The organism is Colwellia sp. MB02u-9, assembly GCF_014077085.1.
Classification (GTDB): Bacteria; Pseudomonadota; Gammaproteobacteria; order Enterobacterales; family Alteromonadaceae; genus Cognaticolwellia.
On the sequence record NZ_JACGVF010000094.1, the window covers coordinates 191,636 to 214,185 of the forward strand.

A 22,550-nucleotide genomic window follows, 5' to 3' on the forward strand; every position below is an offset into this window, starting at 1 on the left:
CAATAACTATGACGCATTCTCAGCTACCATTAATTGATTTACACCGACATTTAGACGGTAATATTCGCCCTAAAACTATTTGGGCATTAGCACAACAACATCACATCGTTTTGCCTGAAACTGACTTTGAAGCCTTTATTCCACATGTGCAAGTACAAGGCAGTGAAAACGATTTATTAGCTTTTCTCAGTAAACTTGATTGGGGCGTTGCTGTCCTTAAAACCTTAGATGACTGTAAGCGCATAGCGTTTGAAAACGTTGAAGATGCCTTTAACGCGGGTATTCATTATGCAGAATTGCGTTTTTCACCCTATTACATGGCCATGAATAATAATCTTGTGGTTGCTGATGTTGTTGCAGCGGTTATTGATGGCGTTAACGCAGCATGTAAGGTATACGACGTAAAAATTAACCTTATTGGCATTTTAAGTCGAACCTTTGGTGTAGAAAAGTGCCAAGCAGAGTTAGACGCCCTGCTTACTCATAAGCAACATTTAATTGCGGTTGATTTAGCCGGAGATGAATACAACTTTCCAGGTGAAATGTTTGTTGATCATTTTAATCAAGTACAAAAAGCACAATTAAATGCCACTATCCATGCGGGTGAAGCAGCCGGGCCTGAGAGTATTTGGCAAGCAATAAACCAATTGCATGCTAAGCGCATTGGTCATGGTGTTGCGTGTCATCGCGACGAAAAGCTTATGGATTATATGGTAAAACATGATATTGCCATTGAGTCTTGTTTAACGTCAAACTATCAAACCGGTACCATTAAAGATTTAAGTCAACATCCCATTAAAGACTTTCTAGCCCGTGGATTATTGGTTTGTTTAAATACTGACGACCCTGCGGTACAAGGTATTGAGCTAAAAAATGAATATGAACTTGCTCGTAATACCCTAGGTTTTGATGATAAAGATATCAAGCAGCTGCAAGAAAACTCGCTGAAAGCGAGCTTTTTATCAGATAGTGAGAAATCAGCGTTAAAGCAAAAAGTGTTGAATAATAACTCAAATTCATTGTTGTAATTGTTGTTCTTAAGTTAAAATAATTAATTAACAATCAACTAGGAGAACACGTGTACGAAGTTATTATCGCGACAATAACAGGTATTGTTGTGGGCTTGATATTTTCATTACTGAAATTACCCATACCTGCACCCCCTGTTTTATCGGGTATTGCCGGAATTTTCGGCATTTATTTAGGCGGCATCGGTTATCACTGGATCATCGAGCGCTTTTTCAGTTAGAATTCCACTTTAAATATTTAAAAGACATATCAGTAAAACATCCTTGATAGCGGCTGAATTGATACCATATATCAGCAATGGCTAAAAACTTACTGTGATTGAAACACCACTAACAAAGGTTAACTCTCATGGCAACAGCACATATAGAAGCAAACGCAGGTGATTTCGCTAAAACGGTACTTATGCCGGGCGACCCACTACGCGCAAAATATATAGCAGAAAATTTTCTTGATGATGCAAAATGTGTCACCCGTGTACGCAACATGTTTGGCTACACGGGTACTTATAAAGGCAAACCCGTTTCAGTGATGGGCTCAGGAATGGGTATACCATCTATTTCAATCTACGCGACAGAATTGTATAAAGACTATGGCGTTGAAAGTATTATTCGCATTGGCTCTTGTGGTGCAGTTCGTGATGATATAAAACTACGCGACATCATTGTTGGTATGGCCGCAAGCACAGACTCAAATGTTAATCGTTCACGTTTAAATGGTTGTGATTTCGCCGTTACCGCTGACTTTGAGTTATTACATAACGTGGTAAAAACAGCGGAAAAAACTGGTAAAAAAATTCGTGTAGGTAATATTTTTACCTCTGATTTATTTTACACACCGAACCCAGAAATGTTTGCCTTAATGGAAAAGTACGGTATTTTAGCTGTTGAGATGGAAGCTGCAGGTTTATACGGTGTTGCTGCTGAGTATGGTAAAAAAGCACTGACGGTATTAACCGTGAGCGATCATATTAAAACTGGTGAGCAAACCACAGCTGATGAACGTGAAACAACGTTCAAAGATATGATGGAATTGACCCTAGATAGCTTGTTGTAAAGATTAAGCTAGACAGTAAAAAGCCAGTCAATAGACTGGCTTTTTACTGTCACCTTTAGCACTATATTATCTAATCTTAATTATTCCACTGCTCGTGCATAATTATCAATCATTACAACTTAATCCTGCCTTTATTAAGCTCTAATGTGTGCTGACCTATACCTTTAACATGGCTTAAATCACCAAGAGATTTAAATTCACCCTTTAACTCTCGATAAGCGATGATTGCTTTTGCTCGTTTTTCTCCCACACCTTTTAATAACGCTAAAGTTTCAATATCCGCTTTATTAATATCAATAACTTGTATTTCTTGAGATGAAATAACGGCTGGCGTTTCGTTGAAGCCTTCCGCTTGAAGTGACAATGACATTACCGTAAATAAGATAACAAGAGAATAACAGATATGCTTTTTCATAAGACCTTCCTTCTAATAAAATGAATTTCCATATAAATGAATTATCATAAATAATAATTCACCTTATTAGGTTTAGAAGTCTTATCGTTATTTGTCAAATAGATAGGGTGATAAATACAAGTTAATAGTTAAAACTAACTAATTGATTGGTTAATTTCTTGTAATACAGCCTGTGGATTTTCAGCTTGAGTGATCGGACGACCAATCACTAAATAGTCTACGCCAACATCTATTGCTTGTTGAGGTGTCATAATACGTTTTTGATCATCGGCATTGCTCCCTGCTGGGCGTATACCTGGTGTGACTAGTTTAAAGTCTTTACCTAATAATTTCTTCAGTGATTCGGCTTCCATTGCTGAACAAACAACACCGTCTAAACCGGCTTTTTTAGTCAACGACGCTAGATCCAGTACATGTTCAGCCGGTGACTTAGTAATACCTATTCCTGCAAGATCTTCTGGCCCCATACTGGTTAAAACTGTAACCGCAATCAATAAAGGTGCCTTATCTCCATAGGGCAATAAAGCCGCTTTGGCTTTTTCCATCATTTTAAGACCACCAGAAGCGTGTACATTAACCATCCAAACCCCTAAATCAGCAGCGGCTACAACTGCTTTCGCAACAGTATTAGGGATATCATGAAATTTTAAATCAAGAAACACGTCAAAATCACGCTGAACAAGTTCTTTAACAAAATCAGGGCCAAAATGAGTAAACATTTCTTTGCCTACTTTTAATCGACAATCACTCGGCTGAATCTTATCTACAAAAGATAATGCCTCATCTTTGTTATCAAAATCTAACGCCACAACGACTTTTGCATCTCTCATGCTGTTTTCCTTACTAGGTAAATATTGTTATATAATTATGTTTTGGCATTTGCATCAGCAAGTCAAAAAATTTTAGGCTTGATCTGCTAACACTGTAAAATTGGAGCACTAGAGTGTGGCGTTACTCGCCATCTAAACCCCGTATAGGTTTAAGTTGCTCCCAATCATGGCATGAAGGACATGACCAATAATGGGTGCTAGAATTAAAACCACAACTTCTGCAACTATAGCGGTGCTTAACATTCAGATAGGCTGAAACAAGCTCACGGATCACTTCAAGATTTTCAGAGGTATTTTCAGACTCGCCGTCATTCATTTGCATTTTCACAAAATACTTAAAACCACGGATAGTAGGTCGGCGATTTAATGCTGTTAAGATAAATTTTTTCGCCTGATTAACACCCTTAACTTGCTCTATATGTGATAAATATTTGATAAGCGCTGATGTGGCACCCGTTTCTTCATAAACCTTTCTGATAAATTGGAAAAACTCTTCTTCAGCATCAAGTGCTTGATAACAAATAAACATTTTATCTATTACATCGGGAAAAAATTCTTTATCTTGCTCATAAATAGCCTTATAACATTGGCAGGCTTCATTATATTGCTGATGATTTTCATATATTTGTGCCATCAACCAATTTGCTCGAGATGAATTAGGATCATGACTTAATGCATTATCTAATAGCTCAATGACTTCAATAAATTCATCTTTTTCTAATGCCAAAGTAGCAAGTTCACAATAGAAATTAGCTAAGGTATGTAAGAGTTTTGTGTCACGAGTTTTTGCGATGGCTTTTTTAAGCGCAATACCTTGTTGCCAATCTTTTGTTGATTGATAAATCTTCATTAAGGAGCTTAGCGATTTCAAACCATAAATTTTTGATTTTAGTAACTTATGAAACATCGCTTCAGCGCGATCATATAATCCGGCGCTAAGAAAGTCTTTTGCTAATTCAAATACCGCTTGCTGTTTAGCACTATTAGGTAAGTGTTTTTGGCGCACTAAATGCTCATGCACTTTCAGTGCTCTATCAAGCTCACCGCGACGTCTAAATAAATTTGCCATGGCAAAGTGAGCTTCTACGGTATCATCTTCAACTTTTAACGCTTCAAGTAGATAATCAATCGCTTTATCTTGTTGATTCGAAAATAAATAATTTAATCCAGTAGAATATTTAATTGAAAGTTCTTGTGTAGCTGAATGGTCGTTTTGTTTAACGCTATTGCGTCCCATAAACCAACCATAGCCCATAGCAACCGGTAACAATAAGAATAATAATCCTAGCATACTAAGACTTCTTCTCCGTATTCAGTTGATTATTTTTGCTGGTCTTTATCATGCCAAGCAGCTTCCAAAACAAAGCAAATAATAATCCTAACACAAAACCTATTGAGGTAAATAAACTGACCGCTGCAGCAACTGAAAGATTAGTTTTTGCAATCAAATAATTTAAGGTCAGTACTTGATCATTTTGACTACCAAAAACAAATGCAATGGCAAGTAAGATAAGAAAAAGAATAACAGTAATATAAAGGCGCATAATAGTTCGTCCAAAACAACACAAAAAAAAGGCATGCTGATAGCATGCCGTTTAGTCATAAATTCTGCAATTACGCGATTGAAAGATTTACTCTTTCACGTAATTCTTTACCAGGTTTAAAATGTGGAACATATTTTCCGTCAAGCTCGACAGACTCGCCAGTTTTTGGGTTCCGTCCCACACGAGGAGCGCGATAATGCAACGAAAAGCTGCCAAAACCTCTAATTTCAATACGCTCACCTTTTGACAAAGTGTGCGCCATCATTTCAAGAATTTCTTTAATAGCTTGTTCTACATCTTTCGCAGCTAAATGATTTAATTTATCTGCTAATCTTTCAATGAGTTCTGACTTGGTCATGTGACCTCCAGTGTTCACTATAGCTTCGCGCCATCGGATTTAAACAATAAAGAAGAACTACTTTAATGTAGTTCTTCTTCTCTTGGTATAGCTAGGAATTATATCTTAGCGTTTTTAAACGCTTCAGCCATTGCACTAAGACCAGATTCTTCTTCTGGTGCTTGGTTCAATGTATCCATAGCTTCACGCTCGTCTGCTTGATCTTTAGCTTTGATTGATAAGCTGATAGTGCGGTTCTTACGATCAACACCAACAAACTTAGTTTCAACGCTGTCATCTACAGATAATTCAGTAGTCGCATCTTCGATACGTTCACGTGAAATATCAGCAACACGAAGGTAACCTTCAACGCCTTCGGCTAATTCAATTTTAGCGCCTTTAGCGTCTACTTCAATAACCTTACCTGTAACAATAGCACCTTTTTTGTTATCTGCAAGATATTGATTAAACGGGTCATCTTCAGTTTGTTTAACACCTAAAGAGATGCGTTCACGTTCTGGATCAACCTGTAATACTACCGCTGAAATCTCATCACCTTTCTTGTATTCACGAACAGCTTCTTCACCGCCAGCCCATGAAATATCAGATAAGTGAACAAGACCATCAATGCCGCCGTCAAGACCAATAAAGATACCAAAGTCAGTAATTGACTTGATCTTACCTGATACTTTGTCGCCTTTGTTGAAGTTCTTAGCAAACTCTTCCCAAGGGTTCGGGATACATTGTTTAAGGCCAAGAGAAATACGACGACGTTCTTCGTCAATTTCAAGCACCATAACTTCAACTGTATCACCTAAGTTAACAACTTTAGATGGGTGGATGTTTTTGTTAGTCCAATCCATTTCAGAAACGTGAACTAGACCTTCAACGCCTTCTTGAATCTCAACAAAACAACCGTAGTCAGTTAAGTTAGTTACGCGACCTGTAAGCTTAGCGCCTTCAGGGTAACGCTTAGCGATAGCAACCCATGGATCTTCGCCTAACTGCTTCATACCTAGAGATACACGAGTACGCTCACGATCGAATTTCAATACTTTAACTTGAATTTCATCACCAACATTTACGATTTCACTCGGGTGCTTAACACGTTTCCAAGCCATATCTGTGATGTGAAGTAGGCCGTCAATGCCGCCTAGGTCTACGAATGCACCGTAGTCAGTAAGATTCTTAACAATACCTTTAACTTCAATGCCTTCAGCAAGAGAAGCTAATAGTTCATCACGTTCAACACTGCTTTCTGATTCGATAACAGCACGACGAGATACAACTACGTTATTACGCTTTTGATCAAGCTTAATAACTTTAAATTCTAAATCTTTACCTTCAAGATGAGTAGTGTCACGAATAGGACGTACGTCTACTAGTGAACCAGGTAAGAAAGCACGGATATTGCTAACTTCAACTGTGAAACCACCTTTAACTTTACCGTTGATAACACCGATAATAGTTTCTTTTTCTTCATATGCTTTTTCAAGCACTTGCCATGCTTCATGACGTTTAGCGTCATCACGAGAAAGAATAGTCTCACCGAAACCATCATCTGTAGCTTTAAGCGATACATCAACTTCATCACCAACAGAGACTTCTACTTCGCCTGTAAGGCTTTTGAATTGGTCGATTGAAATAACAGATTCAGATTTTAAGCCAGCGTCAACTAAAACGTTGTCTTTTGTGATGGCGACTACAGTCCCTTTGATAATAGAACCAGGACGTGTTTCGATCGTTTTTAAGCTTTCTTCAAATAGTTGTGCAAAATTTTCAGTCATAACTTGTATATAAACTCAGTTATTAATCCAGTCAACGTCATTGTTTCATGGGGTAATTAAATAGTTGCCCAGTGCATCCTTACAGTAGGCGATAGGTTAATGTTCAGTTTGCATTAATCTTTCATTGCTAAATGAGAGGATTTTACTAACCACCTCTTCAATAGAAAGTTCAGTAGAATCAATAATTAACGCACCTTCTGCAGCAACAAGCGGCGCCACCTTGCGGTTTTGATCTCGCTCGTCTCTCAGACGTATGTCATCCAAAAGGCGCGTCATTTTAACATCAAAGCCCTTTTCTTTCAACTGATTAAATCTTCTTTGCGCCCTTTCTTCAGCGCTGGCAGTCAAAAAAACTTTAACTGGCGCATCAACAAACACTATAGTGCCCATGTCACGACCATCAGCAACTAAACCAGGTCCAACTTTAAAAGCACGCTGGCGTCGCAGTAAAGCTTCACGTACGCGAGGAAACGCAGCAACTTTCGATGCTAGAGCGCCTATTTCTTCGGTACGAATGGCGTTAGATACATCTTCGCCTTCCAAAATGACTTTACCTTCACCTTCATTACAGGTTTGAAACTGTACATCAAGATTCGCTGCTACAGGTAATAAGGACTGCTCGTCTTCTACGCTAATATTATGGTGCTGAGCTGCTACGGCCAATACACGATAAATGGCGCCACTATCTAATAAGTGCCAACCTAGTTGCTCAGCGAGAATACGCGCAACGGTACCTTTACCCGCACCACTTGGTCCATCAATTGTAATTACAGGGATTTGTTGGTTCATTCAATTCTTCCTAGCTGACTTTTTTCTAACACAATAAGGTGTTAGTTACTTGGGATTAACGTCAATCCTACTTGGTTTGCTAATGCAACAAAATTTGGAAACGAAGTCGCCACATTGTCACACTCTAAAATTGTTATTTCACCTGTAGCTCTTAGAGAGCTAATAGCAAATGACATAGCGATACGATGATCGTCATGACTTTCAACCGTACCTGAAGTTAGCTGACCACCAGTAATATCGATACCATCAGGGTAAACGGTACAATCAATACCTAGCTCAACTAAGCCATCTGCCATTGCTTGAATACGATCACTTTCTTTAACACGTAATTCTTCAGCACCTCTTAATCGTGTCATACCCGTTGCACATGCCGCAGCAATAAATATTGCTGGAAATTCATCTATAGCAAGTGGAACATCACGTTCATCAATATCGATACCTTTAAGCGGCGAAGATGATACCACAAGATCGGCAACAGGTTCACCTCCCGCTAACCGTTCATTTGTAACAAGTATTTCTCCATTCATTTGCTGTAAAATATTAATGGCACCTATGCGTGTGGGATTCATCCCAACATTACGAATAGTTATTTGTCCTTCTTTGGCAATTAAGCCCGCGACCATAAAGAAAGTAGCGGAAGATATGTCGCCCGGCACTTGAATATCACAGGCGGTTAACTTGTGACCACCTTCAATGGATATTTTCTTACCTTGTTCAGTTTCTATCGACTTAACCGGATAACCAAATGCCGTTAGCATGCGTTCTGTATGATCGCGCGTAATGCCAGGCTCAGTCACAGATGTTGTGCCATCTGCGTACATACCAGCCAATAACACACAAGATTTTACTTGTGCACTGGCCATGGGTAATAAATAGTCAATCGCATTAAGTTTTTCATCTGCGGCTAAACCACTACACACAACTGGCGGCGTGCCGTCACTAGCGGCGGTAATATTAGCCCCCATAAGTTGTAAGGGTGTGATCACTCGCCCCATTGGACGTTTGTTTAAAGAATTATCGCCAGCCATACGAGTTTCAAACCGTTGGCCTGCTAAAATACCTGAAAGTAGTCTAATGGATGTGCCTGAGTTACCAATATCTAATAGTCCATCTGGTTTGGTTAAACCATGTAAACCTTTACCCTGAACGGTAACATTGTGTTCGCTATCTGGGCCTTCAATTTCAATGCCCATAGCTTTAAATGTATTCATCGTTGCCAAGCAATCTTGACCCGGTAAAAAACCACTAATATGCGTGGTACCTTCAGCAAGCGCGCCAAACATTATAGAGCGATGAGAACATGACTTGTCGCCCGGTACTAAAATATCTCCGCTGACTTTATGGCCAGGTTTAGCCGTTATTGTTAAGGTACTATTTTTTTTAATTTCTAGGTTTGACATTATGATTCCAGTTAAATCTTTCCTTTACGGAAACTTCCCGCTTAACCTAGGCCATTGCTTCACTAGGCTGCTATATTCATTATATTATTGAATGTTGACACTTAATGCTGTTGAGCAAAGCTGTCCATAAAATTAATCAATGCTTGCACGCCTTCTATTGGCATAGCGTTATATATACTCGCTCGCATTCCACCAACCATGCGGTGGCCTTTCAGGGCAGTTAAACCCTGAGCTTCAGCTTGTTTTACAAATTCAGCAGATAAGCTGTCATCCGTTAACCAAAAAGGTATATTCATCAAACTTCTATTTTCTGGCACTATTGAGTTTTTGTAAAAAGTACTTTGATCAATATATTGATAAAGTAACTGCGCTTTATGGTGATTAATTTCAGCAATAGCACTAACGCCGCCTTTAGCTAATAACCAGTCAAAAACAAGACCCGCTAAATACCAAGCATAAGTGGGTGGTGTGTTATACATTGAGCCATTTTTAGCCTGTATTTCATAGTTCAAAATTGATGGGGTGTCTAAATGCGCCTTACCCAATAAATCTTCACGTACGATAACTATAGTTAAACCCGACGGGCCAATATTTTTTTGCGCACCGGCATAAATCAAGCCAAATTTGCTGACGTCAAATTCACGTGACAAAATAGTTGACGACATATCAGCAACCAAGGGGATATTACCGGTATTTGGCACCTCGAAAATCTCGATGCCGTCTACTGTTTCATTGGGGCAATAATGCACATAGGCCGCATCTGGGCTAATGGGCCATTCGCTACTGGGTTTAATACGTTGAACGCCATCAATATGTTCTATGGCATTGAACACATTAATATTACCGTAATGACTGGCTTCTTCTGCCGCTAATTTAGACCAAGAGCCACTGACGATATAATCTGCTTTTTTATTCTCACCCAACAAGTTTAAGGCAACAGCAGAAAACTGACCACGACCTCCACCATGACAAAAAAGCACTTTATAATTTTCAGGAATAGCCATCAGCTTACGTAAATTTGCTTCAGCTTGTCCTGCAACAACAAGAAACTCTTTACTTCTATGGCTCAGTTCCATCACAGAGCTACCGGTATCGGCAAAATTTAAAAATTCACTCTGCGCTTTGTTCATTACATCGACAGGTAACATCGCAGGACCTGCGCAAAAATTGTAAACACTAGACATTTAACACTACACCCTTATTTATTAAACTTATTAAATTATAATTGGCCTGACATTGGGTCATCAATAGCAAGTTATTCTATTATCTCACGATATTATACCAGTTCCATCAAATTTGTGATCTTGTTGTGCGCAGGAAAACAAATCAAGGTACAGGTTTATTGTTCCAAACTAAACCTAAGTACTCACCTTTATATGAACAACACAGCCTTGGGCTATTGTAACGAGCACAAGTGGTCAATAACTTAATGGCATGGGTATTTTATCCAATTAGTTATCTATTCATTTTTAATGATGAAAATGAATAGATAACTGGCTTAATTAATCAAATTGGTATGATAACCACTGTAAAAATTCACATGAAATTTAACCGCTACTAGCATACCTGTTTGGTACGTAGCATCAATTCAAAAATAGAATTTGATATAACCATTATCAAGCTAATTAAATGGCTAAATTTTACGCATAAAAAAAGGCGGTTATAACCGCCTTTTTATAAATTAACGACAGTTACTCTGGCGTATCGTCATTATTGAGTGTTGGCTCATCGCCTTCACTTTCGCTCTCTATATCAATATCAGTTTCAGGCGCGTTTACTTGCTCACCCTCTATGACTTGAATTGGCACTAGCTCGCCATCCTCGTTTTCTTCAAATACTTCAACTTCTGCTATTTCATCAATACGTTGTAAGGCAACAACATGTTCACCTTCCATGGTACGAATGATACGAACACCTTGAGTATTACGACCAATAACACTAACTTCACTAACACGAGTACGCACTAGGGTACCATTATCTGTGATCAGCATGATTTCGTCTTGTTCTTCAACTTGTACCGCGCCAACAACAGGGCCGTTGCGTTCGCTGACTTTAATTGAAACAACACCTTTAGTTGCACGACTCTTCGCAGGATACTCATCTAATGCCGTACGCTTACCGTAGCCATTTTCAGTAATGGTCATGATTGGACCATCATTGGTAGGTACAATTAAAGAAACGACTTTTTGTTCACCCTCTAACTTGATACCACGAACACCAGTACCTGTACGACCAATAGGTTTTAATGCCCATTGCTCTAGACCTGTTTCAGGATCAATTTTTATTTCGCCTGTTTCACTGTCACGTCTTTTTTCATTAAAACGAACCACTTTACCAGCGTCAGAGAACAACATAATGTCGTTAGTTCCGTCAGTAATAGCAACACCAATGAGAGTATCATCATCACGTAAATTCAGCGCAATAATACCATTAGCACGTTGATTTTTATAAGCGGTCAAAGCGGTTTTCTTCACCGTACCTGACGCTGTTGCCATAATGATGTATTTATCTTCTTCGTATTCGCGTACAGGTAAAATAGCCGTAATACGTTCACCTTTATCAAGCGGTAAAATATTAACGATTGGACGACCACGAGCGGTACGACTTGCTAATGGCAACTGGTATACTTTTAACCAATAAAGTTTACCGCGGTCAGAGAAACATAAAATGGTGTCATGTGTGTTGGCAATCAGTAAGCGTTCAATGAAGTCTTCTTCTTTCATTTTCGTCGCTGCTTTACCTTTACCGCCGCGACGTTGCGCTTGATAATCACTTAATATTTGATACTTAACATAACCTTCATGAGAAAGCGTTACCACCACATCTTCTTCGGTGATCAAATCTTCCATAGATAAGTCATGTGAGGCATTCGTAATTTCAGTGCGACGTTCATCACCAAATTCATCACGAATCGCTTCAAGCTCTTCACGAATAACTTCCATTAAGCGAGCAGGTGTTGCCAAGATATAAAGTAATTCAGCAATTACATCTAATAATACCTTATATTCACTTAAAATTTTCTCGTGTTCTAAGCCCGTTAACTTATGTAAACGTAAATCAAGAATCGCCTGTGCTTGTGGTGGCGTTAAAAAATATTGTCCATCACGAATACCAAACTCTTCTTCAACCCACTCAGGACGTGCAGCGTCATCACCGGCAGCAGCTAACATGTCAGCCACAAGACCTAAGTCCCAGCCACAAGCTAATAATTGCTCTTTTGCTTCGCCTGGTGTTGGTGATTTTTTAATTAATGCGATAATGGGGTCGATGTTAGAAAGTGCAATCGACAAACCTTCCAATAAATGTGCGCGTTCTCGTGCTTTGCGCAATTCAAAGATAGTTCGGCGTGTGACCACTTCACGACGGTGTAAAACAAAGGCATCAATCATTTCACGCAGGTTAAATAGTTTAGGTTGACCGTTGGTCAATGCCACCATATTTAAACCAAATGAAACTTGCATTTGAGTAAGCTTATATAGGTTATTTAAGATAACTTCGCCCACTTCACCACGTTTCACTTCTATTACCATACGCATGCCGTCTTTATCAGACTCATCACGTAAAGCAGAAATACCTTCTAAACGTTTTTCTTTCACCAAGTCGGCCATTTTTTCAATCAAACGGGCCTTGTTAACTTGGTACGGTAATTCGTAGACAACAATGGTTTCTTTACCCGACTTTTCATCAACTTCGATTCTAGCTCGAGCACGAATTTTAATTTTACCACGGCCGGTAAGATAAGCTTCTTGAATGCCCGCTCGACCACTGATAATACCCGCTGTTGGAAAGTCTGGACCGGGAATATATTCTAATAATTCTTCAAAGCTAATATCGTCATTTTCTATAACAGCTAAACAACCATTAATAACTTCAGTTAAGTTATGAGGAGGAATATTAGTTGCCATACCTACTGCGATACCTGAGGTACCATTGACCAGTAGGTTAGGAATGCGCGTTGGCATTACCGCTGGTATCATTTCTGTGCCATCGTAGTTGGCAACGTAATCAACAGTTTCCTTGTCTAAATCAGCCAAAATAGAATGAGCGATTTTCGACATTCTAATTTCGGTATAACGCATAGCCGCTGCTGAATCACCATCAACAGAACCAAAGTTACCTTGGCCATCAACAAGCATGTAGCGTAATGAAAATGACTGCGCCATTCGAACAATAGTGTCATAAACAGCAGTATCACCATGTGGATGATACTTACCGATAACATCACCAACAACACGTGCTGATTTTTTATACGGCTTGTTAAAGTCGTTACCCAACACGTTCATCGCAAAAAGTACGCGACGATGCACTGGCTTTAAGCCATCACGTACATCTGGTAATGCACGACCTACGATTACACTCATCGCGTAATCTAAATAGGAGCTTTTTAGCTCGTCCTCAATATTGACAGGAGCAATATTATTCGCCAAATCGGTCATAAATTGATGGTATCCCTTAACGTAAATCTAATTCAGAAAATTTCGAAATTATTATATTTATAATTAACACAGCATACTAGCATAAATATTTGTCATGCCCTACCGCTTTGTATGGCTTAATCTTGCCGTTAAAAAGGTAAAGTTTCAAGTAAATGCTCGATATTAACCACAACAATAATATGGATTTGATTTTAGAGGTATTTATCAGCTAAATTCAAGCGCCTATACCTAAAAATATTAGCGCTTATTAGGGTGTTAAACATATCTCATATTCAAGCACTTATTTTACCATCATTGTTATTGATATACCTACGACCTGATTGAGAAAAAACAAAGCAATGTGCTACTAGCAATTAGATTACAAATAAAAAAATCACCTTTTTTGCTGTCGATTTAAGGTCAATCAACTTTCACACTAGGCTTGCAGTAATTATTGCTTTAGAATCGATAATATTAAAAGACCAACAACGATGGTAGTTATGTCTAATCCTTTAAACGTTAATCCAGACGAAATCGCTAAATTTGAACAAGTTGCTAGCCAATGGTGGGAACTTGATGGTGATTTTAAGCCTCTACACCAAATTAATCCTTTGCGCCGACAGTTTATTTGCCAGCATGTCGGCGATATTTCTGCAAAAAAAATAATTGATGTCGGCTGTGGTGGTGGTATTTTAGCAGAAAGCCTTGCGCAACTTGGTGCAGATGTTACTGGCATTGATATGGGACAAGCGCCCTTAAATGTTGCCAAGCTGCATGCTTTAGAAGCCGGTGTTAGTGTCGACTATCAAAAAATAACCGCCGAAGAAAAAGCCCAACAACAGCCACAACACTACGATGTCGTTACTTGTATGGAGATGCTCGAACATGTGCCTGATCCCGAATCTATTATAAAGGCCTGTGCTCAAATGGTTAAACCCGGTGGCTTTGTTTTTTTCTCTACCCTGAATAAGTCATTAAAAGCCTATTTATTGGCGATAGTCGCAGCAGAGAAAATTTTGAAGCTTGTGCCTAATGGCACTCATGACCACAAGAGTTTTATTCGCCCATCAACATTAATAGCATGGGCTGAGTCGTATGAGCTGAAATGCATCGATGCCGCCGGTATTCACTATAATCCGTTGACTGAAAATCATAAGTTAAACTCATCACTTGATGTCAACTATATTCTTTGCTGTCAACGCGTTTAGCTGTGCTAGCTTAACGCTGAAACTGCCGTTTAAAATAGCATGGGTGCAAATTAACGCGTTAATAAAATCTTATTCTCGCCGCTACCCCGCCGATAAAAATAATTATAACGAAATAGAGCGATATTATGTCAACTCCCCATCATTCCACTGTGCAACTTGCCAGTGTACTTTTTGATTTAGACGGCACACTATTAGATACTGCTGATGATTTAGGCGCGGCATTAAATCATGTTTTAAGCCATTACAATAAGCCCACTGTCGCCGCAAAAGATTATCGCCCTATTGCTTCAGACGGGGCTTTAGGATTACTAAACCTAGGTTTTGGCTCAGCCATTAAACAATATGACTATGAAGTTTTACGTCAACAATTTCTCCATTACTATCAAGAAAATATTGCTGAGCATACCTGCCTGTATCCAGGCGTTGCTCAATTACTGAAAAACTTAGAAACCAACAATATACCTTGGGGTATTATCACCAATAAACCTGAGGGCTTAACAAAACTGCTTTTACCTTATTACCCTGAGTTGGCAAACTGTGCTGTTATGGTCGGGGGTGACACCTTAACTAAACGAAAGCCTGATCCTGAGCCAATATTACACGCTTGTCAGCAAATTAATGTTGATAATAAGCAGTGTTTTTATGTTGGCGATGCTCTACGTGATATCCAAGCCGGTAATAGCGCTGAAATGACTACGTTCGTGGCTAAATGGGGATATATTCTTAGCAACGAAAATTGTCAAACTTGGCAAGCAGATCATATCATCGCTACACCATTAGACCTACTCAGCTTTATTAACTGATACTGAGTTATTAACCGATACTGAATGATAAGCTGCACTACTTTGTTAGTTTCAGAGCAGCTTTACTTTGCTGATGACATTAAGCGATTAACTCGTTTTACTGACAGTAAATCTAGCCTAATACCAAATAAGTATAAATATTAAAAACAGCACGCTTTCGTGGCTAATCCCTCCTCCTTATTCACTAGCGTTTTAATTAATAGCATCAAAATATCATCTATTAGCGTTGATAAAACAATCATTCGTCAATTAATGCGCCCAAGAATCAACCAAAAATATAAGTCATTGAATATTAAAGTTTATATTTTTAATATTCTCTTTAGTCATATAAACTCTAAAAAATAACTTAAAATAATTTAGGGCTAAAAAAAAATTAAAATAACCGTTGCGTTTTAGAAAAATCAAAATTGAAAAGAGCTACTAAGTTAGTTGTTACTAACAGAACTTTCACTGTCAAAAAAGCAACCAATATTCGACAACTTTTATTCTTGCAATATCACACAAACCGCACTATCTTGTGATTAGTTTCTTAAAAACCCCAAGATATAGTGCATTTTTCATTCAAAGGTATTTTGAATGAAATACAATTTACCTTGTGTAAATATCATCTTGAGGCAATTAACATTATATCCATCTATTTTGGGTATTTATAACAACAAACAGATTTACAGGTACTGCATGACTAACAAACTTTTTGTCACAAAACGCAATGGTTCAAAAGAACTCATAGACTTAGAAAAAATCCATAAAGTAATTGCTTGGGCTGCTGAAGACCTAGACAATGTCTCGGTCTCTCAAGTTGAACTGAAGTCTCATATTCAGTTCTATGATGGTATTAAAACGTCTGACATTCATGAAACTATTATTAAAGCAGCGGCTGATTTGATCTCAGAAGAAACACCTGATTATCAATATTTATCAGCGCGCTTAGCTATATTCCATTTGCGCAAAAAAGCATACGGTCAGTTTGAGCCACCTCAGCTTTACCCACATGTCGTACAACTAGTAGAGGCAGGTAAATACGATCAGCATTTATTAATTGATTACACTGCTGACGAATTTGAACAGTTAGAAAGCTTTATGGACCACGGCCGTGATTTAAATTTCAGTTACGCAGCAGTAAAGCAGTTAGAAGGTAAATACCTAGTACAGAATCGTGTCACCGGTGAAATTTATGAAAGTGCACAATTTCTTTATATTTTAGTCGCAGCTTGTTTGTTCGCTAAATACCCGAAAGAAACGCGCTTAGATTATGTTAAAGGTTTTTATGATGCTATCTCTACCTTTAAAATTTCGTTGCCAACACCTATTATGGCCGGTGTACGTACACCAACTCGTCAATTCTCATCATGTGTATTGATTGAGTGTGGCGATAGTTTAGATTCAATCAATGCTACCTCAAGCTCCATTGTTAAGTATGTTTCTCAACGTGCTGGTATTGGTATCAATGCTGGTCGTATTCGCGCATTAGGCAGCACGATTCGCAATGGCGAAGCATTTCATACCGGTTGTATTCCATTTTATAAGCACTTTCAAACCGCTGTGAAAAGTTGTTCACAAGGTGGTGTTCGTGGTGGTGCAGCGACCCTGTTCTATCCACTTTGGCATTTAGAAGTTGAAAGTTTACTCGTACTTAAAAATAACCGTGGTGTTGAAGAAAACCGCGTTCGTCATTTAGATTACGGCGTACAATTTAATAAATTGATGTACCAACGTTTGATCAAAGGTCAATCTATTACTTTGTTTAGCCCAAGTGATGTACCGGGTTTATACGATGCATTCTTTGAGGATCAAGAAAAGTTTGAAGCGCTTTATGTTCAATACGAAGCTGATGATTCAATTCGTAAAAAATGTATTAAAGCGATAGAACTGTTCACTTTATTTGCTCAAGAACGCGCCAGTACAGGTCGTATTTATTTACAAAACGTTGATCACTGTAATACACATTCTCCATTTGACCCCACTGTGGCACCGATTCGTCAAAGTAATTTATGTCTAGAGATTGCCTTACCAACCAAGCCAATGGAAGATGTTAATGATCCCAATGGTGAAATTGCCCTATGTACATTATCAGCGTTTAACTTAGGTGCTATTAAAAGCCTTGACGAATTTGATGGTCTAGCTGACTTAGCCGTACGTGCTTTAGATAGCTTATTAGATTATCAAGATTACCCAGTTCCAGCAGCACATACCGCCACTATGGGGCGTCGTACATTAGGTATAGGTGTGATTAACTACGCTTATTACTTAGCAAAAAATGGGGTTTACTACTCAAACGGTAGTGCCAATAACTTAACTCATCGTACTTTTGAAGCGATTCAATACTACTTGCTCAAAGCGTCAAATCAGTTAGCTATTGAACGAGGTGCTTGCCCTAAATTTAATGAAACGCGTTTATCTCAAGGTATATTACCTATCGATACTTACAAAAAAGAAATCGATAATGTTACCGCTGAACCCTTACATTTAGACTGGGAGTCGTTGCGCGCTAGTATTAAAAAACATGGCGTTAGAAACTCAACCGTATCAGCATTAATGCCGTCAGAAACCTCATCACAAATCTCTAATGCAACTAATGGCATTGAACCGCCTCGTGGTTTAATCAGTATTAAGGCCAGTAAAGATGGTGTTTTAAAGCAAGTTGTACCTGAATATGAAAAATTAAAAGATAATTATGAACTTCTTTGGAACATTCCAAGTAATGAAGGGTATCTACAATTAGTTGGCATTATGCAAAAGTTTATCGATCAAACTATTTCAGCCAATACCAACTACGACCCTTCTCGTTTTGAAGGTGGCAAAGTGCCAATTAAACAAGTATTAAAAGATATTTTAACCGCCTACAAGCTTGGTATTAAGACGATGTATTATCACAACACACGTGATGGTGCTGACGACAACCTAATAGAAGCTGAAGACGATTGTGCCGGCGGCGCATGTAAAATATAAAGCACCACCAGAGGAGAACACCTAGTTTTCCTCTTTTTTGCCAATTTATATATCTGGCATAAAAACTAATAAAAATCAGCTTAATTACTATTAAAAGATGAAATATCGCGCCTCAAACGGCGCTATTTCTAGGAGATATAAATGTCGTACACTACGTTTAACCAAACAGCTAACAATGCCTTGTTAGAGCCAATGTTTTTGGGAAACAGTGTTAATATTGCACGATACGATCAACAACGTTTTATGGCGTTTGAAAAACTGATCGAAAAACAATTATCATTTTTTTGGCGTCCAGAAGAAATTGACGTATCAAAAGACCGTGCCGATTGGCAGAGTCTAACTGACTCTGAAAAACATATTTTTATATCTAATTTAAAATATCAAACGTTACTCGATTCAATAACGGCACGTTCAGTTAACACGATATTATTGCCACTAGTTTCATTGCCTGAAGTCGAAACATGGATTGAAACTTGGGCTTTTAGTGAAACTATTCATTCTCGCTCATACACTCACATTTTACGTAATTTATTTACTGACCCTAGTGAAGTGTTTGACGACATCATGGTGAATCCGTCAATTTTGAAGCGTGCTACCAGCATCGCAAAGTATTTTGACTCGGTTATTATCACCACACAATTATTACAGTCGCAAGGCCCAGGCAGCTACCAGGTTGAGGGTAAAACTATCGAGGTTAGCGAACGTAAATTAAAAGAGCGACTATATTTAGCCATTTGTTCGGTCAATGCCTTGGAAGCTATTCGTTTTTATATTAGTTTTGCTTGTTCTTTCGCCTTTGCAGAACGTGAGTTACTTGAAGGTAATGCAAAAATCATTAAACTTATTGCCCGAGACGAAGCACTGCATTTAACCGGTACACAACATATTCTTAATAACTGGATGTCAGGTCGAGACGACCCTGAAATGCAAGAAATATCTAAAACCTTGCGTGAAGAAGGTAAAGAAATTTTCATGGATGTGGTAGAGCAAGAAAAAGAATGGGCTGATTATCTATTTAAAGACGGCTCAATGATTGGTCTTAACGCTGCTATCTTAAAGCAATACATTGAATATATTAGTAATCAACGTTTAACTGCCATTGGCTTTGATGCACCATTTGATATAAAAAGTAACCCATTACCTTGGATGAATTCCTATTTAGTGAGTGACAATGTACAAGTAGCGCCACAAGAAACTGAAATTTCTAGCTACTTAGTTGGACAAGTTGACTCATCAGTATCAAGTGATGATTTTGACGACTTCGATTTATAATTTATAGTATTGATGGCTTTTAATATTACCGTCGAGGGACGGAAGATAATGTTCCTCGATGAAGACAAAAATATTCTCAATGCGTTAGAAAGAAAAAATATTGACTCACAGTTTCATTGCCGAGATGGCTTTTGTGGAACTTGTCGTTGTTTGTTAAAAAAAGGCACGGTTAAGTACGCTCAATTCCCCTTGGCTTTTATCGGCGACAATGAAATTCTCACTTGCTGTTCAACACCTACCAGCGATATAGAGATAGATATACACGGCTAAGTTTCGCCGCTGTAAGATTAAGATTTTATGATAGTCGAACTTGGCGTTGTGGTATAACAACACCAAGCTTGAAGTTGAACATTATAGTTAACCTTTTGAGTACAATATTTTTTATGGTTTTATTGAGGAGATATTCGCTATAATTGATGAATATCCTTAATATATTAGAAAGATAATATATTGAAAGCCATTTTCACTTTAGAGATAGCTACTGAGGAACTTGTCGATGCAAGCTTCTCAAGGGTAAAATGTAATATGCATTAGAAACACTTGCCCTTGTAAGTGATGGATAAATTTTAATATGCTGCTCTCAGCTTTTAAGGAATATTGAACTAGATTTGTATGGATAACATAGAACAGACCTTCTAACGTATTTTGTATAACTGTCAGGTTTAAATCACATTTTCAAACAGTCTTTGAAGTCAATCATAAATCGATTCAAGGTCGTTTATAATTTATTATCGACATTATCCATTTTTTCGACGCTTATTTAATCGTCAAGTAGATAAATTTTCAGCCGAAAATCCCTTAAACGACTTGCTCAATAACGGCGTTTGTCACTCAAAATAGGAGCTTCTCTTTAAAGTAGGATCAATGATAATTTTCAAGCACTCGTTTCTGCATCTTTAGGGAGAATAGCTATACATTAATTCTGATTAACTTTTATTATTTAGACAAAAATAATTATAGATCCGATTTATCGCAATAGATAAAACATAAGATCCAAATGAGGCAATTGACAAAAACAACAGTAATACCGTTATCCTTCCTGAATTAATTCCAAACAAAACAAATGCCAAGCAAAAGGTTACCGATGAAATAATCAAAAAAGTTTTTAAATATTTTTCAATATCTACAATACTTTTTTTAGCTTTCTGTTTACGCCTTACATACAATTCTTGAAACAGGCTTAACATACAGAATATAATTGCGGCAAATATACCTTCAAAATTGATAAAAGGATTTTCCTCAGTAGAGGTCACTGAAGAAATGTAATAGCAAAGAATGAAATAAATAGTAGCAAATAATTCATTTTTTCTTTTGTAAATATAAGCTGAGAATAAAAGACAACAATATGCCATTATAGTGACAATAAAAATATTCAAAATTACCCCTGTTTATATAATAGCCACTCGTTGTTAACTGAGTGGTTATTATAATTGAAAGAACACCTCGCAGAATATAACTATTTCAAATTTATTAGTAACATACTGTTTGTGCAGCCCATCCACCTCCTGAATTGGTGTATGCAACTACGCATATGTGGTAGCCGCTATCGGTTTCCCATCGACCATAATCTCGATCTCCATAATTTTCACTACTACTACCCGTATTACCAGAATTAGAACGTATTACAGTTGTATTACTTGAACCTCCACGTCTAACAATTGTATCTCCCACTTCAAGATCAACTTGATACCACGTTGTATTGGTTAGCATTTCGTTTAACAAAGTTGCAGCTATTGACTCTGTTAGGCCTGCACTAATATAGACACTTAACTTTGCAGCAATTTTTCTAGCTATAGCTCCAACATGGAGGCTTGTAGCGGCTGTAATAATTAAACGACGAGCCGTATTTTGAGCATCAATATACTCTTGGGTTACAGTAAATTCAATACTCATATTATTTAGATGATCAATAATATCTCCACTGTTCACCCACTGCTGACAGGAGTAATCGGGGTCATATTCACATTCAAGTGGCGCATCAAATGTAGAATAAGAGTCTTTTACTTTTTTTATTTTGCCTTCAGGATTCAACATATCAGCAATAACAGTTGGTAACTTGTTTGGTTCGAATGCTCCATCTTTACTAAAAGGCGTAGACGTAGGTTTGTATTCACGTATGAACCCTCTCAATGTAATGTAGTCTAAATTTTCTCCTTTATAAGTGATGCGAAATCGTTGTTTTTTGGATGGTAGAGAATTGTAGAACCCCAAATATTTCATTATTTCCTTTTTGGTGTTACAGACCTCTGGGCAAGAAATAGTAATGACATTATTTTCCAAAGAATATTCACTTGAGTTTGCAAGTACTGGTATTGCTAGAAGTGAGAAAAAGAGACCGAAGAAGGTATCTTTGAATTTATTTTTCATAATTAAGTCCTTTTATGTTTATTTTCCATTTGAATTTATTTCTCCTTAGATAGAAGAGAAATAAAACTCCACATTTGTTTCTATTATAGTCAAAACTTTGTTATTTATTTCCTAATTTGGTTTTTATTTTTATAATTTCGCTACTACCGATTATTTCGATATAAATATCTTCATGTCTTAGTTTACCTATACTTCAGAAGCTCTGGGTAAGAATAATGGTAATCAAAATGAATTGATACGACATCATTTGCTGTTTAAAAGACAATAAAAATAAAAAAATAGCTTGTATAGTAACTAAATAGTTAACCTTTTGAGCACAATATTTTTTATGGTTTTATTGAGTAGATATTCG

General features: G+C 37.7%; 19 protein-coding genes. 8 read left to right on the forward strand and 11 right to left on the reverse strand.

What is annotated here, in order from left to right:
* Window positions 1-8 precede the first annotated feature (8 nt).
* The 3 genes from add (at window position 9) to deoD (ending at window position 2,082) form a co-directional block, all read left to right on the forward strand.
* A complete protein-coding gene (add, locus tag H4J65_RS09545) occupies window positions 9-1,028 on the forward strand; it encodes an adenosine deaminase (protein ID WP_182197864.1) in 1,020 nt (339 codons plus the stop codon).
* Window positions 1,029-1,078: 50 nt separating this feature from the next.
* On the forward strand, window positions 1,079-1,249 hold the full coding sequence (locus H4J65_RS09550; protein WP_182137886.1) for a XapX domain-containing protein: 171 nt from the start codon (window positions 1,079-1,081) through the stop codon (window positions 1,247-1,249).
* Window positions 1,250-1,377: 128 nt separating this feature from the next.
* Window positions 1,378-2,082, forward strand: a complete 705-nt coding sequence (gene deoD, locus H4J65_RS09555; protein WP_182137885.1) for a purine-nucleoside phosphorylase — start codon at window positions 1,378-1,380, stop codon at window positions 2,080-2,082.
* 112 nt (window positions 2,083-2,194) lie between these two features.
* Here deoD and H4J65_RS09560 read toward each other — a convergent pair whose 3' ends face one another.
* The 10 genes from H4J65_RS09560 to gyrA form a co-directional block, all read right to left on the reverse strand.
* Window positions 2,195-2,497, reverse strand: coding sequence for a helix-hairpin-helix domain-containing protein (locus H4J65_RS09560; RefSeq protein WP_182184856.1), 303 nt, complete (start codon window positions 2,495-2,497; stop codon window positions 2,195-2,197).
* A gap of 134 nt (window positions 2,498-2,631) precedes the next feature.
* Window positions 2,632-3,327, reverse strand: a complete 696-nt coding sequence (gene pyrF, locus H4J65_RS09565; protein WP_182197866.1) for an orotidine-5'-phosphate decarboxylase — start codon at window positions 3,325-3,327, stop codon at window positions 2,632-2,634.
* A 121-nt stretch (window positions 3,328-3,448) separates the two neighbouring features.
* Window positions 3,449-4,618, reverse strand: a complete 1,170-nt coding sequence (lapB, locus tag H4J65_RS09570) for a lipopolysaccharide assembly protein LapB (RefSeq protein ID WP_182137882.1) — start codon at window positions 4,616-4,618, stop codon at window positions 3,449-3,451.
* Between the two features lies 1 nt (window position 4,619).
* Window positions 4,620-4,871, reverse strand: coding sequence for a lipopolysaccharide assembly protein LapA domain-containing protein (locus H4J65_RS09575; protein WP_182137881.1), 252 nt, complete (start codon window positions 4,869-4,871; stop codon window positions 4,620-4,622).
* 70 nt (window positions 4,872-4,941) lie between these two features.
* Entirely contained in the window at window positions 4,942-5,229 is a 288-nt protein-coding gene (gene ihfB / locus H4J65_RS09580) for an integration host factor subunit beta (RefSeq protein WP_077286743.1), read from the reverse strand.
* A gap of 98 nt (window positions 5,230-5,327) precedes the next feature.
* Window positions 5,328-6,995, reverse strand: a complete 1,668-nt coding sequence (gene rpsA, locus H4J65_RS09585) for a 30S ribosomal protein S1 (RefSeq protein WP_146879902.1) — start codon at window positions 6,993-6,995, stop codon at window positions 5,328-5,330.
* 96 nt (window positions 6,996-7,091) lie between these two features.
* On the reverse strand, window positions 7,092-7,784 hold the full coding sequence (gene cmk, locus H4J65_RS09590; RefSeq protein WP_182197868.1) for a (d)CMP kinase: 693 nt from the start codon (window positions 7,782-7,784) through the stop codon (window positions 7,092-7,094).
* A gap of 41 nt (window positions 7,785-7,825) precedes the next feature.
* Entirely contained in the window at window positions 7,826-9,184 is a 1,359-nt protein-coding gene (aroA, locus tag H4J65_RS09595; RefSeq protein ID WP_182184859.1) for a 3-phosphoshikimate 1-carboxyvinyltransferase, read from the reverse strand.
* Window positions 9,185-9,285: 101 nt separating this feature from the next.
* Window positions 9,286-10,368, reverse strand: a complete 1,083-nt coding sequence (gene serC / locus H4J65_RS09600; RefSeq protein ID WP_182197870.1) for a 3-phosphoserine/phosphohydroxythreonine transaminase — start codon at window positions 10,366-10,368, stop codon at window positions 9,286-9,288.
* A gap of 507 nt (window positions 10,369-10,875) precedes the next feature.
* Window positions 10,876-13,620, reverse strand: coding sequence for a DNA topoisomerase (ATP-hydrolyzing) subunit A (gyrA, locus tag H4J65_RS09605; RefSeq protein WP_182184861.1), 2,745 nt, complete (start codon window positions 13,618-13,620; stop codon window positions 10,876-10,878).
* Window positions 13,621-14,099: 479 nt separating this feature from the next.
* Between gyrA and ubiG the strand changes: the two genes are divergently transcribed.
* The 5 genes from ubiG (at window position 14,100) to yfaE (ending at window position 20,101) form a co-directional block, all read left to right on the forward strand.
* Window positions 14,100-14,807: a bifunctional 2-polyprenyl-6-hydroxyphenol methylase/3-demethylubiquinol 3-O-methyltransferase UbiG gene (gene ubiG / locus H4J65_RS09610; protein WP_182189282.1), complete on the forward strand. Its 708-nt coding sequence runs from the start codon at window positions 14,100-14,102 to the stop codon at window positions 14,805-14,807.
* A gap of 125 nt (window positions 14,808-14,932) precedes the next feature.
* Window positions 14,933-15,610, forward strand: coding sequence for an HAD family hydrolase (locus H4J65_RS09615; protein WP_182197872.1), 678 nt, complete (start codon window positions 14,933-14,935; stop codon window positions 15,608-15,610).
* A gap of 678 nt (window positions 15,611-16,288) precedes the next feature.
* Window positions 16,289-18,559, forward strand: coding sequence for a class 1a ribonucleoside-diphosphate reductase subunit alpha (gene nrdA / locus H4J65_RS09620; RefSeq protein ID WP_182137874.1), 2,271 nt, complete (start codon window positions 16,289-16,291; stop codon window positions 18,557-18,559).
* A gap of 141 nt (window positions 18,560-18,700) precedes the next feature.
* Window positions 18,701-19,831 carry a class Ia ribonucleoside-diphosphate reductase subunit beta gene (gene nrdB, locus H4J65_RS09625; protein WP_182137873.1) on the forward strand — a complete coding sequence of 377 codons (1,131 nt, stop codon included), beginning with the start codon at window positions 18,701-18,703 and terminating at the stop codon, window positions 19,829-19,831.
* A 12-nt stretch (window positions 19,832-19,843) separates the two neighbouring features.
* On the forward strand, window positions 19,844-20,101 hold the full coding sequence (yfaE, locus tag H4J65_RS09630) for a class I ribonucleotide reductase maintenance protein YfaE (RefSeq protein ID WP_182198211.1): 258 nt from the start codon (window positions 19,844-19,846) through the stop codon (window positions 20,099-20,101).
* Window positions 20,102-21,301: 1,200 nt separating this feature from the next.
* Here yfaE and H4J65_RS09635 read toward each other — a convergent pair.
* Entirely contained in the window at window positions 21,302-22,198 is an 897-nt protein-coding gene (locus H4J65_RS09635; protein ID WP_182197874.1) for a hypothetical protein, read from the reverse strand.
* Window positions 22,199-22,550: the final 352 nt, after the last annotated feature.

Bases quoted from the DNA above. Each gene is read 5' to 3' on its own strand.
- rpsA (WP_146879902.1), bottom strand. From the start codon at position 6,995: ATGACTGAAAATTTTGCACAACTATTTGAAGAAAGCTTAAAAACGATC.
- yfaE (WP_182198211.1), top strand. From the start codon at position 19,844: ATGGCTTTTAATATTACCGTCGAGGGACGGAAGATAATGTTCCTCGAT.
- H4J65_RS09575 (WP_182137881.1), bottom strand. From the start codon at position 4,871: ATGCGCCTTTATATTACTGTTATTCTTTTTCTTATCTTACTTGCCATT.
- ihfB (WP_077286743.1), bottom strand. From the start codon at position 5,229: ATGACCAAGTCAGAACTCATTGAAAGATTAGCAGATAAATTAAATCAT.
- H4J65_RS09615 (WP_182197872.1), top strand. From the start codon at position 14,933: ATGTCAACTCCCCATCATTCCACTGTGCAACTTGCCAGTGTACTTTTT.
- nrdB (WP_182137873.1), top strand. From the start codon at position 18,701: ATGTCGTACACTACGTTTAACCAAACAGCTAACAATGCCTTGTTAGAG.
- H4J65_RS09560 (WP_182184856.1), bottom strand. From the start codon at position 2,497: ATGAAAAAGCATATCTGTTATTCTCTTGTTATCTTATTTACGGTAATG.
- serC (WP_182197870.1), bottom strand. From the start codon at position 10,368: ATGTCTAGTGTTTACAATTTTTGCGCAGGTCCTGCGATGTTACCTGTC.
- cmk (WP_182197868.1), bottom strand. From the start codon at position 7,784: ATGAACCAACAAATCCCTGTAATTACAATTGATGGACCAAGTGGTGCG.
- nrdA (WP_182137874.1), top strand. From the start codon at position 16,289: ATGACTAACAAACTTTTTGTCACAAAACGCAATGGTTCAAAAGAACTC.
- pyrF (WP_182197866.1), bottom strand. From the start codon at position 3,327: ATGAGAGATGCAAAAGTCGTTGTGGCGTTAGATTTTGATAACAAAGAT.
- deoD (WP_182137885.1), top strand. From the start codon at position 1,378: ATGGCAACAGCACATATAGAAGCAAACGCAGGTGATTTCGCTAAAACG.
- gyrA (WP_182184861.1), bottom strand. From the start codon at position 13,620: ATGACCGATTTGGCGAATAATATTGCTCCTGTCAATATTGAGGACGAG.
- ubiG (WP_182189282.1), top strand. From the start codon at position 14,100: ATGTCTAATCCTTTAAACGTTAATCCAGACGAAATCGCTAAATTTGAA.
- add (WP_182197864.1), top strand. From the start codon at position 9: ATGACGCATTCTCAGCTACCATTAATTGATTTACACCGACATTTAGAC.
- aroA (WP_182184859.1), bottom strand. From the start codon at position 9,184: ATGTCAAACCTAGAAATTAAAAAAAATAGTACCTTAACAATAACGGCT.
- lapB (WP_182137882.1), bottom strand. From the start codon at position 4,618: ATGCTAGGATTATTATTCTTATTGTTACCGGTTGCTATGGGCTATGGT.
- H4J65_RS09635 (WP_182197874.1), bottom strand. From the start codon at position 22,198: ATGAAAAATAAATTCAAAGATACCTTCTTCGGTCTCTTTTTCTCACTT.